The following is a 15,788-nucleotide window of genomic DNA, read 5'->3' as shown; positions in this document are numbered from 1 at the left end:
CGTCCCTCCCGCTCCCGCACCGTACGAACGAACAAAGGAAGCCGACCTCATGCTGCGCATCGCCGTCCCCAACAAGGGTTCCCTGTCAGGCCCTGCGGCGGAGATGCTGCATGAGGCCGGCTACCAGCAGCGCCGGGAGTCCAAGGAGCTGCGCATCGTCGACCCGGTCAACGAGGTCGAGTTCTTCTACCTCCGCCCCCGCGACATCGCGATCTACGTGTCCTCCGGGCGGCTCGACATCGGCATCACCGGCCGCGACCTGCTCATCGACTCCGGGGCCAACGCCGAGGAGATCCTCCCGCTCGGCTTCGCCCGCTCCACCTTCCGCTTCGCCACCAAGCCGGGCACGGCCGGGACGGTCGAGGACCTCACCGGCATGACCGTCGCCACCTCCTACGAGGGCATCGTCGACAAGTACCTCGCCGACAAGGGCGTCGACGCCTCCGTAGTGCACCTCGACGGAGCCGTCGAGACCGCCATCGAACTCGGCGTCGCCGAGGTCATCGCGGACGTCGTCGAGACCGGCACCTCGCTGCGCAACGCGGGCCTGGAGGTCTTCGGCGAGCCCATCATGAAGTCCGAGGCCGTCGTCGTCCGGCGGGTCGGCGCGGACGTGGACGAGGCCACCGAGCCGAAGGTCCAGCAGTTCCTGCGCCGCCTCCAGGGCGTCCTGGTCGCCCGGACGTACGTGATGATGGACTACGACTGCCGCGCCGAGCACCTGGAGCGGGCCGTCGCGCTCACCCCCGGCCTGGAGTCGCCGACCATCTCCCCGCTGCACAACGAGGGCTGGGTCGCCGTCCGCGCGATGGTCCCCGCCAAGGAAGCCCAGCGGATCATGGACGACCTGTACGAGCTCGGCGCCCGCGCCATCCTGACCACCGCCATCCACGCCTGCCGGCTCTGACCGGGAGACGGAACCACACCCATGGCGCAACTGCCCGTGCTCCCTGTCACCTTCCGGCCCTCGCGCACCCGGGCCGTCCTGCTCACCGCGGGCGTCGCGATCTTCGTGGTCATCACCACCGTCGCGATGCTCCTGGAGCAGCTCAGCCCGGGGGAGCGCCTGAGCTTCGTCTTCACCGCGGCGCTGCTGTGCGCGGTCCTCTTGCTGCTCGCCCGGCCCAAGGTCGTCGCCGACGACGCCGGGGTGACCGTCGTCAACATCGTCGGCAGGCGGCGCCTCGCATGGCCGGAGATCCTCCAGGTCAACCTGCGTCCCGGCGATCCCTGGGTGTTCCTGGACCTCAGCGACGGCACGAGCATGCCCGCCCTCGGCATCCAGCCCGGCATCGCCAAGCAGCGGGCCATCGAGGACGCCCGCGCCCTGCGCGCCCTCGCCGAGGCCCACGCGGTCCACGACCCCGGGCAGTCCGAGGGGTAGACCGAGAGCGGTCTCACAGACAATCGGGGCGGGCTCGGGGGATTCTCCCCTGACGTTCCGGCCCGTGTCTTGATTAATCTGGTGACGGAGGCGTTTTCGTTGCGCCTCCGCCCCTGTGGCTCCGACCGGTGCCCGGGGGCTCCTGCTACCCGAGGAGTGACTCCCTCCAGCGATGGACGGATCGTCCTGTAGTACCTGCGCCGCCCCCTCCCGACACAGCGAGGCGGCGGCATCATGACCATCCCCCTGCTGCTCCTCGGGGCGGCGTTCCTGTTGATCCTCGCCAACGGCTTCTTCGTGGCGGCCGAGTTCGGCCTCGTCACGGTGGACCGCCCCGACGCCGAGCGCGCCGCGGCCGACGGCGACCGCCGCGCCCGTACGGTCGTGAACGCGCTCAAGGAGCTGTCCTTCCAGCTCTCCGGCACCCAGCTCGGCATCACCATCACCTCGCTGGTCGTCGGCATGCTCGCCGAACCGGCGCTCGCCGAACTGCTGCACGGACCCTTCACCGCGATCGGCGTCCCCGAAGGCGCCGTCTCCGGCGTCGCCGTGGTCGTCGGCATGCTGCTCGCCTCGGCGGTGCAGATGGTGATCGGCGAACTCGTCCCGAAGAACTGGGCGGTGTCCCGTCCGCTCCAGGTCGCGCGTTTCGTCGCGGGCCCGCAGCACGCCTTCTCCAGCCTGTTCCGCCCGGTGATCGCCGCGCTGAACACCGTGGCCAACCGGCTGGTACGCGCCCTCGGCGTCGAACCCGCCGACGAGCTGGCCTCCGCCCGCACCCCCGGTGAGCTCGTCTCGCTGGCCCGGCACTCGGCCCAGGCCGGCGCGCTGGAACAGGACACGGCCGACCTCTTCGTGCGGACCCTGTCCCTGGGCGAGCTGACCGCGCAGCACGTCATGACCCCGCGCGTGAAGGTCAGCGCGCTCCAGTCCTCGGCGACCGCCGAGGACGTCGTCAACCTCACCCGGGCCACCGGCCTCTCGCGGTTCCCCGTCTACCGGGAGCGGATCGACGAGATCGTCGGCATGGTCCATCTCAAGGACGCCCTCGCGGTGCCCTCGCACGACCGGCTGCGCACCCCCGTCGGTCGGATCGCCCAGGCACCGCTGCTCGTCCCGGAGACCCTGCCCGTGCAGCCGCTCCTGGAGCAGCTGCGCAGCCAGCAGCCGATCGCCGTCGTCGTCGACGAGTACGGCGGCACGGCGGGTGTGGTCACCCTGGAGGACATCGTCGAGGAACTCGTCGGCGAGGTCCGCGACGAGCACGACGCCAAGGACGTGCCGGAACTCGCGGCGGCGCCGCCGGAGGACGGACGGCCCGCGTGGGACGCCGACGGCAGCTGCCGGGTCGACGTCCTCCAGCGCATAGGCCTGGACGTGCCCGAAGGCCCGTACGAGACCGTCGCCGGCCTCGTCGCCGACCTGCTCGGCCGCATCCCGGCCCCCGGTGACAAGGCGGAACTCCCGGGCTGGCGCCTGTCGGTACGCCAGGTCGGCCACTACCGCGCCGAGCGTGTCCGGCTGGTCAGGACCGCGGACGCCCCGGCTGTCGCGGAGGCGGTCCGATGACCCTGCTCCAACTCCTGTTCGCCGCCCTGCTCGTGCTCGCCAACGGCTTCTTCGTCGGCGCCGAGTTCGCGCTCGTCTCCGTACGGCGCAGCCAGATCGAACCGCTCGGGACCGCCCGGGCACGCCAGGTGCTGTACGGCCTGGAGCGGCTTCCGCAGATGATGGCGGCCGCCCAGTTCGGCATCACCGTCTGCTCCCTCACCCTCGGCGCGGTCGCCGAGCCCACCGTCGCCCACCTCCTGGAGCCCGGCTTCGAGGCGGCCGGGCTGCCCGAGGGGATGATCCACCCCCTCGGCTACGTCATCGCGCTCGCCCTCGTCGTCTTCTTCCACCTCGTCATCGGCGAGATGGTCCCGAAGAACCTGGCGATGGCGGCGCCCGAGAAGACCGCGCTGTGGCTCAGCCCGGGGCTGGTCGCCTTCGCGCGCCTCTGCCGTCCGGTCACCGTGGCCCTCGGTGCCTGCGCGCGCCTGATCCTGCGGCTGTTCCGCGTCGAGCCCAAGGACGAGGTCGAGGCCGTCTTCACCAGCGAGCAGCTCAACCGCCTGGTGGAGGACTCGGGTCAGGCCGGCCTCCTCGACCCCGAGGAGCAGGAGCGCCTGGAGGACGCGCTGGAGCTGGGCTCCCGCCCGGTCACGGACGTCCTCCTCGGCCGGGCCTCCCTGGTGACCGTGGGTCCCTCGGTCACCCCCGGCCAGGTCGTCGCGCTCACCGCCCGCACCGGCTACTCCCGTTTCCCGGTGGCCGCGGAGAACGGCGCCTTCATGGGCTACCTGCACGTGAAGGACGTACTCGACCTGGAGGAGTCCCAGCGGGCGGTGCCGCAGCACGTCTGGCGGCCCATGACGACCCTGCGGGCCGAACTCCCGCTGGACGACGCCCTGACGGTGATGCGGCGTGCCGCGACCCACCTCGCCCAGGTCGCCGACGCGTCCGGGAAGGTGCTCGGCCTGGTCGCCCTGGAGGACGTCCTGGAGCTCCTGGTCGGCGAGGTCCGCGACCCGGCGCACCGCGAGGCGCCGCAGCCGGTGCGTGTCTCGGAGCCGCGCGTGAGCGCGGCCCAGGAGCAGGCGCTGGCCGGCTGACCCGCTCGAACCGGAGGGCCGCGAGAGCGGCCCCTCCGGTGGGCAGGGCCGTGGTGTCAGAGAGCCGACGGGTCCTGCGGCCCCCGCCCGGACAGCACTTCCCCGTACGCCTGCATCAGATCCGGCAGCCGCAGGGTCGACAGGTCGTCGCGCGACGGCGTCCCGGGGTAGCCGGTGAGCCGCAGATCGCGGTACGCGCAGCTCTTCTCGTACAGGGTGCGCAGGAAGCGGCCGTTGCCCAGCTCGTCGATCCAGCCCTGGTCGACCACGTGCCCGGCGATCGAGCGCAGCTCGTCGAGCGCCTCCTCGTCCCACACGTCGCCGTTGTCGGCGGCCAGCACCTCGCCGATGGAGGTGAGTTCGAGGGGACGGTACGAGGGGAAGTCGACGCGGGTCGTGAAGCGGGAGGACAGGCCCGGGTTGGCGGCCAGCAGGCGGTCCATGCCCTCGGGGTAGCCGGCGAGGATGACGACGAGATGGTCGCGGTTGTCCTCGGCCCGCTTCAGCAGCACCTGCAGGGCCTCGTCGCCGTACGCGTCGCCCTTGCCGTAGCCCGAGTTGGAGAGCGAGTAGGCCTCGTCCACGAACAGGACGCCGCCGATCGCCGAGTCGATCAGCTCGTTGGCCTTCACGGCTGTCTGGCCGAGGTACTCGCCCACCAGATCGGCGCGCTGGGCCTCCACGAGATGGTCGCCGCCGAGCAGGCCGAGGGCGTAGAAGACCCGGCCCAGGATGCGGGCCACCGTGGTCTTGCCGGTGCCCGAGGGGCCGGAGAAGACGAAGTGGCGCTTGGGAGGCTGCACGGGTAAGCCCTGGCCGGCCCGGAGCCGCGCCATGTTCAGCTGCGCGGACAACGCCTTCACCTGGCGCTTGACGGGTTCGAGACCGACCATCCCCTCCAGCTCCGCGAGCGCCTCCTCCAGCAGTGCCGGATCGGTGGGCCCGGTCGGCGGCGACTGCACCGGGATCACGGTCTTCTCCCGCACCGGGTCCCTCTCGGGAGGCGGTGCCCCGGGTGGCGGAGGCTCGGGCTCGGAGAGCTTCAACTCCCGTCCCTCCGTGCCGAAGAGGGGGTCCACACCGTCCGGCCCCTCCAGCACGTCCTGCCCCACCCCGGCGAGGGTGATCGCCGCGAAGTCGGCCGCGTCGTCGTACCCGTCGCCCTCGGAGATCGCGGCCAGCCTTGCCGAGGTGTCCATGAACGCCGGGTCCACCCGGTGCACGGCCCGGTAGAGCGGCAGGGCGGCCGCGGACCGCCCGGTGCCCTCGTGCGCCCGGGCCAGCCAGTAGCGCAGTTCCTTGCGCTGCGGCTGCTCGCTGCGGCAGCGCATCAGGGCCGAGGACAGGAGCGGCTCGGCGTGCCCGTACATCTCCAGGCGCACCCGGGCCATCCCGCCGAAGAGGCCGGCCTCGATGCCGAGCATGGGGTCGTCGATCAGCGGGTCCGTGTGCCGGACCAGCTGCTCCCAGTCCTTGACCAGGTAGGCGCGGCAGGCGTGCAGGAAACGCACCTGCGGGTCGGCGTCGACGGGCGGCAGGCTCGCGAGCGCCCGGTCCAGTTCCGGGACGTGCCGGCCGTCGAGCCAGTGCGAGGCGTGCGCGAGGAGCAGGTCGCGAGGGCTCTCCAGCACGGGCTGCACCCACCAGCCCAGCCAGTACCAGGAGTTGAGGGTGCGGCGGTGCCGGGAGCGCTGTTCGCCGAAGCGGTCCCGGTGACGGAACATGCGCAGCAGCGCGGTCGTCGTGTCCACGCGCAGCGCGTGCAGCCCGAGCCAGCCGTCGGCCATCCCCGGGTCGATCCGGACCGCGTCGCGGAACTCCTCCTCCGCCTGTGGATAGGCGCCCATCGTGTAGGCGTCGACGCCCCGCAGCCAGGCGAGGTCGGCCGGGGCCTGTGGGCCCTGCGTGCCGAAGTCCATCACGTCCCCCACAAACCGTGCCCCCGATGGGTGTGCCGCCGGGCCGGTGCCCGCCGACAGCCTTCGTCGAACCGCTGTGCCGCGGACGGGAGTTGCCCGGTGCGCAGAGCCGCCGTCCGAAGTCGCACCGAAGGGCATCGTACCTGCGGAGCAGGGGTCGGCCGTAGGGTGCCGCACGCCTCGTTCTGCGAGGTGGGAGCGGACGGGGCGCACACGTGACGGTGACCCAGGGTGAGCAAATGAGGGCTCAAAGCGTCCGGAAATTGGATCGGGAGCAGAACGAAGCCCCCGATCACGGGGGAACAACCGGGGGCTTCGCGTCTGGGGGCGGCCTCGAACGGCCGCACATTCAGAACGTAAGACCTGTACGGCCCCCCGGTCAAGCCGAGTTGGAGCACTCGGAGAAGTTCGGCCGCAAGGCTCTTCACAAGTTCAGCACACTGCGGACGGTCCGTCACCGTGAGTGAGCAAGTGGTCCGATTCCGCGGTACCAGCAGGCCCTGGCAGCACCTCGTATCCCTCGGGCCGCTGTCGTACCAGAAGCTGCGCGAAGGGCCGGGAGGGGTCTTGCGCGAAGTGCCGGTGTTCCGCCGTGACCCACCCGTCCCAGAACTCCTCCTGGGCCGCTCCGTCCCGTCCCCGCCCACGCGTCCATGCCTCCTCGCGGGGCAGCTCCATCCACAGCAGCGCCGCGAGGTGCGGGCGCAGCTCCCGGCGGCCGGCGCCGACCCCCTCCATCAGGACGACGGGCGCGGGCGGCAGCGCCCTGGCCGTCCCGAAGTGCCGCTCCCGCCAGTCGTAGGGCCGGTAGCGCGCGTCCTCGCCGCGGCCGAGGGGTTCGACGACCTCCCGCAGCAGGCGCCCGGTCCAGGCGAAGAGCTCCTCGTGGGTGGCGATGTCGTCGAGGTGCAGGACGGGTGCGCCGCCGAGTGCCGCCGCCAGCCGCCCGGCGAAGGTCGTCTTCCCGGAGCCCGCGTGTCCGTCGACGCCGACGAGGCGTACGGGACCGCAGGAGGGCGGCAGCCGGCGGATGCGGGTCGCGAGGTCGTGGATGACGGTTCCCGGGGGTGCTCTGAGGGGGGCATATTCCGATCGCACATTCTACAGCGGTCGATACCGGAAGAATTCGGAGGAAGGCGGATGGTGTCGAATTGAACGAATAAACGGTCGGTCATTCCCGCCGCCGCGCCTGAGGGGGGTAGAACCTGCCAATTCCACGGTGCCGTTCCGGTTGCCCTTGATGCTGAGTAGTCTTCGTGTTGCTGTCCGTGCGGGGCCGGCCGCGTCCTGACCGAAATGCGGCACCGTCGGCGGACACGGCGCAGCGGTGTCGTACGGGGACGGACAGGGGAACATGACCGCGGGGTTGTTCGAGGGGCAGTACGTGTGGCATCCGGCTGCCGACGACCGCAGGCTCGCGAGCGTCTGCACCGATGTGAGAGCCGGCCGGTATCTCAGTGCCCACGAGGCGCTGGCCGAGACGCGCCGCGATTTCGGACTGCGCGCCCACCGCTCCCTGGTCCTTGCCTCCGAGGCCGCCGACTCCGATCTCGCGGAACGCTGGCTGGCCGAGGAGCCGGGCCCCGAAGCGGCCCTGCTGTGGGCGCGGGTGGCCGTGCTGCGGGCGCTGCGGGCCGCCGACGCCCGGGACGAGCGGGCCGAGGCGCTGGAGCGGATCGCGGTGGCGGCCTGCGACCGCGCCGCGACGACGGCGCCGTACGACCCCACGCCGTCGGTGGCCAAACTGGCCATGGCCCGGCTCCACGACATCCGCGATCCCGCCCCGCAGGGACTTCTCACCGCGCCGTCCGGCCCCTGGCAGCTGTTCTCGCACATCCTGCGGCTCGACCCCTGGCACCGCGAGGGGCACCACCGCTTCCTGGCGTTCTTCTTCACCCGGCACGGCGGCTCGGTGAACGCGGCCTGGGACGTCGCGGCCTTCCTGAGCCAGCGGGCGCCGGTCTCCTCACCTCTGCGGCTGCTGCCGCTGGTGGCCCTGGTCGAGAGCTACGACCCCTCCCAGCTGCTCGCCGACCGCGTCTGGGAGCAGCCGCAGTGGCGGTCTGCCGCGCTCGCCGTCTACCAGAACTGGCTGCCGCACGTGGCCGGCTACCGCTTCACGCCCGTGCTCGACCTGGCGTACCTGGCGCACGCACTGGTCATGGCCCAGCGCGAGTTCGAGGCGCGGGCCGTCCTCATGGCCATGGGCCCGTACGCGTCCCGGATGCCCTGGAGCGTGTTCGGCGATCCCGAGGACCAGCTCTCCCGAGCCCGGCGGACCTGCGGGCTGCCCGTCCCCGGAGCGGCCTGACCCATCCGTCCCGGTCCTCCGCCCCACCTCCCCCCCCCCCACGAGAAAGGCCCGGCTGTGTCAGAACGGTTATCGGCCCCGCGCACGAGAGCCCGCGGCGGCGCGGACGCCGCGGCGCTCGACGACGACGCCACGCTCCATGCGATGGGATATCCACGGAAACTCACCCGCCGATTCCAGGCGTTCGACAATTTCGCGATCTCGTTCACCATCATCAACATCGTCTCGGGTATTTTCTCCTCCTTCGGATACGGAATGAACGCGGGCGGCCCGCGCATTCTCGTTTTCGGCTGGATCGGCGTCTCCGTCATGGTGCTCTTCATCGGGGCCGCGATGGCGGAGGTCGCTTCCGCTTACCCGACGAGCGGAGCTCTCTATTTCTCCGCCGGGAAACTCGCCAGACGGCACAAGGGCGCCTGGTCCTGGTACACGGGCTGGCTCAACTTCGTCGGCCAGGTCGGCGGCACGGCCGCCACCGGATACGCGGCCGCCACCTTCATCCAGGCGTTCGTCGCGCTGCAGTGGCCCTCGTACGAGCCCACCGCCCACCAGACGGTCCTGATCACGGCGCTGATCATCGTGCTCCAGGGACTGGCCAACACCTACACCGTGCGGGTGGTCGCACTCCTCAACCGCATCTCCGTGTGGTGGCTGCTGATCGGACTCGTCGTCATCGTCGGCACGCTCACCGTGATGCCCGACCATCATCAGCCGACGTCGTTCGTCACGCATTTCGCGAACAACACCGGCTTCACCAACGGGATTTACGGCGGCATGCTCGGCCTGCTGGTCACCAGTTGGACCTTCACCGGCTTCGACGGCAGCTTCCACATGTCGGAGGAAACCGTCCGCGCCACGGTCAACGCGCCGAAGGGGATCACCCGCGCGATCGGATGGTCGGCGGTCACCGGTCTGGTCCTCATGCTCGCGCTCGTCCTCAGCATCCAGGACTACGACCGGGTCGCGGGCTCCTCGGCGCCGCCCGTGCAGATCCTCCTGGACGGCCTCGGCCCGGCCACCGCGAAGCTGATCCTGCTGATCGTCATCGGGGCCATGCTCTTCTGCGGCCTGGCCAACCTGACCAGCAACACCCGGCAGATCTTCGCCTTCTCCCGGGACGGGGCCATGCCGGGCTCGCGCTGGTGGCACTCGGTCTCACCGCGCACCCGCACACCCGTCAAGGCGGTCTGGCTGGCGGTCGGCTGCTCCCTCGCGTTGGTGCTGCCGGGCTGGTGGTCCCACACCGCGTTCACGGCGATCGTCAGCGTGAACGTCGTGGGGCTCTTCCTCGCCTACGCCGTGCCGATCTTCCTGCGGTTGCGGCTCGGCGACGAGTTCCGCCCCGGCCCCTGGCACCTGGGCCGCTGGAGCAGGCCGGTCGGTGTCCTCGCCGTCACCTGGATCCTCCTCAGCAGCGTCCTGTTCATGCTGCCGCAGGCCTCGCCGATCACCGTCGACACGTTCAACTACGCGCCGATCGCCCTGGCCGCCGTCCTGGTGATCGCGACCGTCTGGTGGTTCGCCACCGCCCGCCGCCGCTTCCAGGGGCCGGTCAGCTACGGCCGCCCCGACGAGGTCGCCGCCATGGACCTCATCTGACCCGCCGCCACCGGGCCCCGGCACACGGCACTCCCGTGCGCCGGGGCCCCCGCCCGTCCGGCCCCTGGACGCGGCCCGGACCGGGACGCGCAGGTCATGCCAGTGGTCCCGACCAATATTGGTGGGCGCGGCGAGGCCCGAAGTGCTGGCAGAAGTCGGCCTCCGGCATCCATAGTTGGGCCACAGCCGTGCTGTCGAACCGCCCCTTCCGGACTACTGGGGGTCACTCACCCATGACCAGAGCTTCCGAACCGTCCCGTAGAACCGTCCTCGCCGCCGCCGTGGCCGTGGCGGCCGCCGGTGCGGCGGGGCCGGCGGCCGCCGCCACCCCGACGCGCCCGGCGAAAGCCCCGGGCGGCCTCGTGGACAACCACGCCTGGACCTCGTACCGCGACTGGCGCGCGGGCGCCGCCCGGGGGACCCGCGCGGTCCCGGGCGCCCGGCCGGGCATCGTCGTCGCCACCCCGGCGGGCACCACCGACTACACCGACCCGCACACCCAGAAGACCGCCACCTGGGAGTACGCGACCTGGACGTCCCCGGTCCACCGGCTCACCGTCCCCGCCACCGAGGTCATCGCCTCGTGGAACGCGCGGACCCCGGCCGGCACCTGGCTCCAGATCGAGCTGACGGGCACCTACTCCGACGGCACGGACACCCCCTGGTACGTGATGGGCCGCTGGGCGTCCGGTGACCAGGACATCAGGCGGACCTCCGTCGACGACCAGAGCGACGGCAAGAGCACCGTCTGGACGGACACCTTCGCCGTCGACGACGCCGCCTCCGGCCTGCGCCTGGTCTCCTGCCGGCTGCGGCTCACGCTGTACCGCACCCCGGGCACGGACCTGACGCCGACGGTGTGGCGGGCCGGCGTGATGGGTTCCGACGTCCCCGACCGCTTCACCGTCCCGGCCTCCACGCCCGGCCTCGCCGGTGAGTTGAGCGTCCCGCGGTACTCGCAGGAGATCCACGCCGGCCAGTACCCGCAGTACGACAACGGCGGCGAGGCCTGGTGCAGCCCCACCTCCTCCCAGATGATCATCGAGTACTGGGGGCGCCGGCCCACGGCGGAGCAGCTCGCCTGGGTCGACCCGGCCTACCGGGACCCGCAGGTGTGCCACGCGGCCCGGTTCACCTACGACTACCAGTACGACGGCTGCGGCAACTGGCCCTTCAACGCCGCCTACGCGGCGACGTACAAGGACCTCCAGGGCGTGGTGACCCGGCTCGGCTCGCTCACCGACCTGGAGACGCTGATCGCGGCCGGCATCCCGGCCATAACGTCGCAGTCGTTCCTCAAGACGGAGCTGACCGGGGCGGGCTACGGCACCTCGGGCCACCTGATGACCGTCATCGGTTTCACCGCGGACGGCGACGTGATCGCCAACGACCCGGCGTCACCGAGCGACGACGCCGTGCGCCGGGTCTACAACAGGCGCGAATTCGAGAACATCTGGCTCCGCACCAAGCGCTACAACGCCTCCGGCAAGGTCGTCTCCGGCACCGGCGGGGTCTGCTACCTGTACTTCCCCGCACACGCCTCGGCGCGCCAGCGCAAGGCGCTCGCCGCGGTGGGCGTCCGGTAGAAGGGGTCCGGCGGAGCGTCGGGGCGGTCCCACATGCCCGGCTCCGGACCGGGGTCCACCAGCCGGTCCGGAGCCGGGCGTGACGTGTGAGGGGTCGCACACCCCGCACGTACGTACGGGATTGCAGGGCCCGAGAACCCCGGGAAGCGCCGGCGTGACCAAGCTCTCTACCGCGACGGCCTCCTCCGGTGGCAAGGTGGTCGGGTCGGTGGGGAGCCGGCGGGCGGGGAGCCACCGCACCACTCACGTCTGCGAGAAGCCATGACCGCGACCTCCGCCACCGCCGCCCGTGCCCGTGCCCGCACCGGCGGACCCCGCGAAGACGGGCCGAAGATCCTCGAACACGCCGTCGGCTGGGTCCTCGTCGTGGTCCTGGCGATGCTCGTCACCCAGCTCGGACTGCTGTGACCCGAGGCGGCGACGCCGGCGCCGGCTCGCGAGACCGCGACCGCGGCCGAAGCGGCCGGTGCGCCCCAGGAGCCGCCGGTCGGCGTCGAACAGGCGGCTGACCTGGCTCTGCCATACTGCCGATGTCCCGTCGGCAGTTGGAGACCAGGGCCGGAATTGAACAGCAGCCAGCAGCGCGGTCTCGACCGCCCACGTGCGCGAGGCACCGACCGCTCGGTGGCCCGCCGCGCCGAACTCATCGCGGTCGGACGGAAGTTGTTCGCCGACAGGTCCTACGACGCGCTGTCGATGGACGACATCGCCCGGCAGGCGCAGGTCGCCAAAGGGCTGATCTACTACTACTTCCAGTCCAAGCGCGGCTACTACCTGGCCATCGTCGAGGACTCGGTCGCCGACCTGGTCTCCCGCGCGGCCGGCGGTCTCGACCTGCCCCCCGACCAGCGCGTGCACCGCACCATCGACGCCTATCTCCGCTTCGCCGAGCACCACCAGGCCGCGTACCGCACGATCATCAGCGGCGGCGTCGGTTTCGACGCGGAGGTGCAGGCCATCCGTGACGGCGTGCGCGAGGCGATCATCACCACGATCGCCGAGGGGGCGTGGGGACCCATGCGCCCGGCCGGGGCCGGAGGCGGCCCGCCGGCCGTCGCGCCGCTGCCCCGGGCGGCGCTGCTCGCCTGGCTGTGCAGTGTCGAGGGCGCGACCCTGGACTGGATCGACCGCCGGGACCTGTCACGCGACACCATGCGCGAACTGCTCGTGAAGATGCTGGGCGGCGCGCTGCGGGCCGTCGAGGAGATCGACCCGTCGTACGTGACTCCGGCCGCCGCCCGCCGGGACGGCTGACCAAGGGGCGGGAGCCGCCGGACCCCCGCCCCAAGTGTGGTGCCGAACAGCTCAGTTGATCGACTTGATCAGCTCGCCGTTCGAGGTGTCACCGCTCAGCTCCCAGAAGAAGGTGCCTCCCAGGCCCTGCGCGTTCTTGTAGTTCATCTTCCCGGCGATGGTCGACGGGGTGTCGTAACTCCACCAGTCGCTGCCGCACTTGGCGTACGCCGTGCCGCCGACGGTGCCGGTCGCCGGGCACTTCGTCTTGAGCACCTTGTAGTCGTCGATGCCCTGCTCGTACGTGCCCGCCGCCGGGCCCGTGGCCGTGCCGCCGGGTGCCGACTGGGTCACGCCGGTCCAGCCGCGCCCGTAGAAGCCGATGCCGAGCAGCAGCTTGGAGGCCGGGACGCCGAGGCCCTTGAGCTTCGCGATCGTCGCGGAGGTGTGGTAACCCGCCTTCGGGATCCCGGTGTAGGAGTTCAGCGGCGAGTGCGGGGCCGTGGGGCCGGTCGCGTCCCAGGCGCCGAAGAAGTCGTACGTCATCGGGTTGTACCAGTTGACGTACTGCGCGGCGCCCGCGTAGTCGGCCGCGTCGATCTTGCCGCCGCTGGTCGCGTCGGCCGGGATCGCCGACGTGAGCAGGTTGCCGCTGCCGAACTTCGCGCGCAGCGCCGCCATCAGGTTCTTGTAGGCGGCCCGGCCGCTGGTGTCACAGGTGAGACCGCAGGCGTTGGGGTACTCCCAGTCGATGTCGATGCCGTCGAAGACGTCGGCCCACTTGGAGTTCTCGACCAGGTCGTAGCAGGACTGGGCGAACGCCGCCGGGTTCTTCGCGGCCTCGGTGAAGCCGCCCGACCAGGTCCAGCCGCCGAAGGACCAGAGCACCTTGAGGTTCGGGTGCAGCTTCTTGAGCTTGCGCAGCTGGTTGAAGTTGCCGCGCAGCGGCTGGTCCCAGGTGTCGGCGACGCCGTCGACGGACTGGGCCGCGGTGTACGCCTTGTCGGTCGCCGCGTAGGCGTCGCCCATGGCGCACTTGCCGCCGGTGACGTTGCCGAAGGCGTAGTTGATGTGGGTGAGCTTGGCGGCCGAACCGGACGTCTCGATGTTCTTGACGTGGTAGTTCCGGTCGTAGACGCCCCATTCGGTGAAGTAGCCGACGACCTTGGAGCCGGCCGCGGCGGCGGTGGTCTGACGCGCGGCCGTGGCGGTGCCGGACTCGTCGGCCGCCGCGGCGCCCGCGCCGGCGAGCAGTCCGGCGCCGAGGGCGGCGCAACACGCGGCGGACAGGAGCGTCCTGAGACGGGAGCGGTGCGGTAGGGACATCGTGTCTCCTCGTGGGGGGAGGGGAACGTGTGGGGGCCGTGCTGCCGGACCCGCGGGGGAGGTGCCTGAGGTGATGCGGAGAGGCGCGGTCCGGGCCCCCGGTTGCCGTTTGGCATGAACGCGGTGACGCGTTGCAGGAACAGTAGGAGGACTAGACCAGTGCGTCAATGGTTCGGACCAATTTCCCTTTCTTTTAGTAAGCGGTCGTTAACTGGTGACTCGGTGCCTCCGATCGGGCATACTCACAGCGCCACAGCCGCTGATCAGCACCTTCCGCGACCCGGACGGGCAGCATCGGCTGGGCACTGAAAGACCCGGTGGACCCGCCCCATCCCAGGCGTGCGCCGCCGACGTGCCCGACAGGGAGGAGAGCGTCGACATGCCTGACCGCGCCCCGCAGCCGGTGGACCGTCAACTGCCCACGGACGAGGCGCGGGATCTGATCTCGCTCGTCCGCGACATCGCGCAGCGCGAGATCGCACCGAAGGCGGCCGCCGAGGAGGACGCCGGACGGTTCCCGCGCGACGTCTTCGGGCTCCTCTCCGGATCGGGCCTGCTCGGACTCCCGTACGACTCCGAGTACGGCGGGGGAGACCAGCCGTACGAGGTGTACCTCCAGGTCCTCGAAGAGCTCGCCGCCGCCCGCCTGACCGTCGGCCTCGGCGTCAGCGTGCACTCCCTGTCCTGCCACGCGCTCGCGAACTACGGCACCAAGGAGCAGCGGGCCGAGCACCTGCCGGCCATGCTCGGCGGCGGTCTCCTCGGCGCGTACTGCCTCTCGGAGCCCTCGTCCGGATCGGATGCCGCGTCCCTGCGCACGAAGGCCGTCCGGGACGGCGACGAGTGGGTGATCAATGGCACCAAGGCCTGGATCACGCACGGCGGGGTCGCCGACTTCTACACCGTCCTCGCACGCACGGGCGGGGAGGGCCCCCGGGGCATCTCCGCCTTCCTGGTGCCCGGCGACGCGGCGGGCCTCAGCGCCGCCGCACCCGAGAAGAAGATGGGCATGAAGGGCTCGCCCACCGCGCAGGTCCACTTCGACGGCGTCCGGGTCGGCGACGACCGGCGCATCGGCGAGGAGGGGCAGGGCTTCGCGATCGCGCTCTCGGCCCTCGACTCGGGGCGGCTCGGCATCGCGGCCTGCGCGATCGGCGTCGCCCAGGCGGCACTGGACGAGGCGGTCGCGTACGCCAACGGACGGCAGCAGTTCGGGCGGCCGATCTCCGACTTCCAGGGGCTGCGCTTCATGCTCGCCGACATGGCGACGCAGATCGAGGCCGGCCGGGCGCTGTACCTGGCCGCCGCCCGGCTGCGCGACGCGGAGCGGCCCTTCTCCAAGCAGGCGGCGATGGCCAAGCTGCTGTGCACGGACGCCGCCATGAAGGTCACCACGGACGCCGTCCAGGTGCTCGGCGGGTACGGCTACACGGCGGACTTCCCGGCGGAGCGCTACATGCGCGAGGCCAAGGTGCTCCAGATCGTCGAGGGCACCAATCAGATCCAGCGGATGGTCATCGCCCGTCACCTCGCGGGTCCGGACTCACGCTGAACGGGTCCCGGCCCGAGCCGAACTGGCTCAGGCCGGCCGGTGGCGCCGCCAGCCGGGCCCACTCCGGGTCGGCGTGCCCCGGGAGCGTGCGGCCGCGGTCGGCCCAGGTCCGGATCAGCGCGCGGTAGATGGGCGGGTCCTGGTACTGCTGAGGCCCCGGGGGAACCGGTGCCGCCGGGGGCGGGACGTAGATGCGGCGCCGACGCCCGGTGGCCGGGAAGCTG

At 71.5% G+C, this 15,788-nt stretch carries 13 protein-coding genes; 10 read left to right on the top strand and 3 right to left on the bottom strand.

The features are described from left to right. The first annotated feature begins 49 nt into the window (after window positions 1-49). From hisG to ACZ4VA_RS14760, 4 genes are all read left to right on the top strand, one after another. On the top strand, window positions 50-907 hold the full coding sequence (hisG, locus tag ACZ4VA_RS14775; RefSeq protein ID WP_355791320.1) for an ATP phosphoribosyltransferase: 858 nt from the start codon (window positions 50-52) through the stop codon (window positions 905-907). Between the two features lie 21 nt (window positions 908-928). Further along, window positions 929-1,384, top strand: coding sequence for a PH domain-containing protein (locus ACZ4VA_RS14770; protein ID WP_468081552.1), 456 nt, complete (start codon window positions 929-931; stop codon window positions 1,382-1,384). Window positions 1,385-1,618: 234 nt separating this feature from the next. Beyond that, window positions 1,619-2,953, top strand: coding sequence for a hemolysin family protein (locus ACZ4VA_RS14765; RefSeq protein WP_356166459.1), 1,335 nt, complete (start codon window positions 1,619-1,621; stop codon window positions 2,951-2,953). Continuing rightward, the gene (locus tag ACZ4VA_RS14760; RefSeq protein WP_355784821.1) at window positions 2,950-4,038 is read left to right on the top strand and encodes a hemolysin family protein; all 1,089 of its coding nucleotides are present in this window, start codon (window positions 2,950-2,952) and stop codon (window positions 4,036-4,038) included. The genes ACZ4VA_RS14765 and ACZ4VA_RS14760 overlap by 4 nt, the downstream gene beginning before the upstream one ends. A gap of 56 nt (window positions 4,039-4,094) precedes the next feature. Here the strand turns inward: ACZ4VA_RS14760 and ACZ4VA_RS14755 are convergent, their stop codons facing one another. Together ACZ4VA_RS14755 and ACZ4VA_RS14750 are read right to left on the bottom strand one after the other, a co-directional pair. Beyond that, window positions 4,095-5,957, bottom strand: a complete 1,863-nt coding sequence (locus ACZ4VA_RS14755) for an AAA family ATPase (RefSeq protein WP_356166456.1) — start codon at window positions 5,955-5,957, stop codon at window positions 4,095-4,097. Between the two features lie 432 nt (window positions 5,958-6,389). Next, on the bottom strand, window positions 6,390-7,055 hold the full coding sequence (locus ACZ4VA_RS14750; RefSeq protein ID WP_356242192.1) for a uridine kinase family protein: 666 nt from the start codon (window positions 7,053-7,055) through the stop codon (window positions 6,390-6,392). Between the two features lie 256 nt (window positions 7,056-7,311). Here ACZ4VA_RS14750 and ACZ4VA_RS14745 point away from each other — a divergent pair, with 256 nt between their 5' ends. From ACZ4VA_RS14745 to ACZ4VA_RS14725, 5 genes are all read left to right on the top strand, one after another. Further along, a complete protein-coding gene (locus ACZ4VA_RS14745; protein WP_356166450.1) occupies window positions 7,312-8,268 on the top strand; it encodes a hypothetical protein in 957 nt (318 codons plus the stop codon). Window positions 8,269-8,325: 57 nt separating this feature from the next. After that, window positions 8,326-9,867, top strand: a complete 1,542-nt coding sequence (locus ACZ4VA_RS14740; protein WP_355787683.1) for an amino acid permease — start codon at window positions 8,326-8,328, stop codon at window positions 9,865-9,867. 233 nt (window positions 9,868-10,100) lie between these two features. Beyond that, on the top strand, window positions 10,101-11,453 hold the full coding sequence (locus ACZ4VA_RS14735) for a peptidase C39 family protein (protein ID WP_468081548.1): 1,353 nt from the start codon (window positions 10,101-10,103) through the stop codon (window positions 11,451-11,453). A 261-nt stretch (window positions 11,454-11,714) separates the two neighbouring features. Beyond that, entirely contained in the window at window positions 11,715-11,861 is a 147-nt protein-coding gene (locus tag ACZ4VA_RS14730) for an SCO1431 family membrane protein (RefSeq protein WP_356242196.1), read from the top strand. Between the two features lie 156 nt (window positions 11,862-12,017). Beyond that, window positions 12,018-12,707: a TetR/AcrR family transcriptional regulator gene (locus ACZ4VA_RS14725; RefSeq protein WP_356166671.1), complete on the top strand. Its 690-nt coding sequence runs from the start codon at window positions 12,018-12,020 to the stop codon at window positions 12,705-12,707. A gap of 51 nt (window positions 12,708-12,758) precedes the next feature. Here ACZ4VA_RS14725 and ACZ4VA_RS14720 read toward each other — a convergent pair whose 3' ends face one another. After that, the gene (locus tag ACZ4VA_RS14720) at window positions 12,759-14,012 is read right to left on the bottom strand and encodes a glycoside hydrolase family 18 protein (protein ID WP_468081545.1); all 1,254 of its coding nucleotides are present in this window, start codon (window positions 14,010-14,012) and stop codon (window positions 12,759-12,761) included. Between the two features lie 379 nt (window positions 14,013-14,391). On the opposite strand from ACZ4VA_RS14720, the gene ACZ4VA_RS14715 reads away from it, so the two are divergent. Beyond that, window positions 14,392-15,564 carry an acyl-CoA dehydrogenase family protein gene (locus ACZ4VA_RS14715; protein ID WP_356166441.1) on the top strand — a complete coding sequence of 391 codons (1,173 nt, stop codon included), beginning with the start codon at window positions 14,392-14,394 and terminating at the stop codon, window positions 15,562-15,564. Window positions 15,565-15,788 lie beyond the last annotated feature (224 nt).

Source organism: Streptomyces sp. NPDC028308 (genome assembly GCF_055565855.1).
This window is presented reverse-complemented; position numbering and strand designations above follow the sequence as displayed.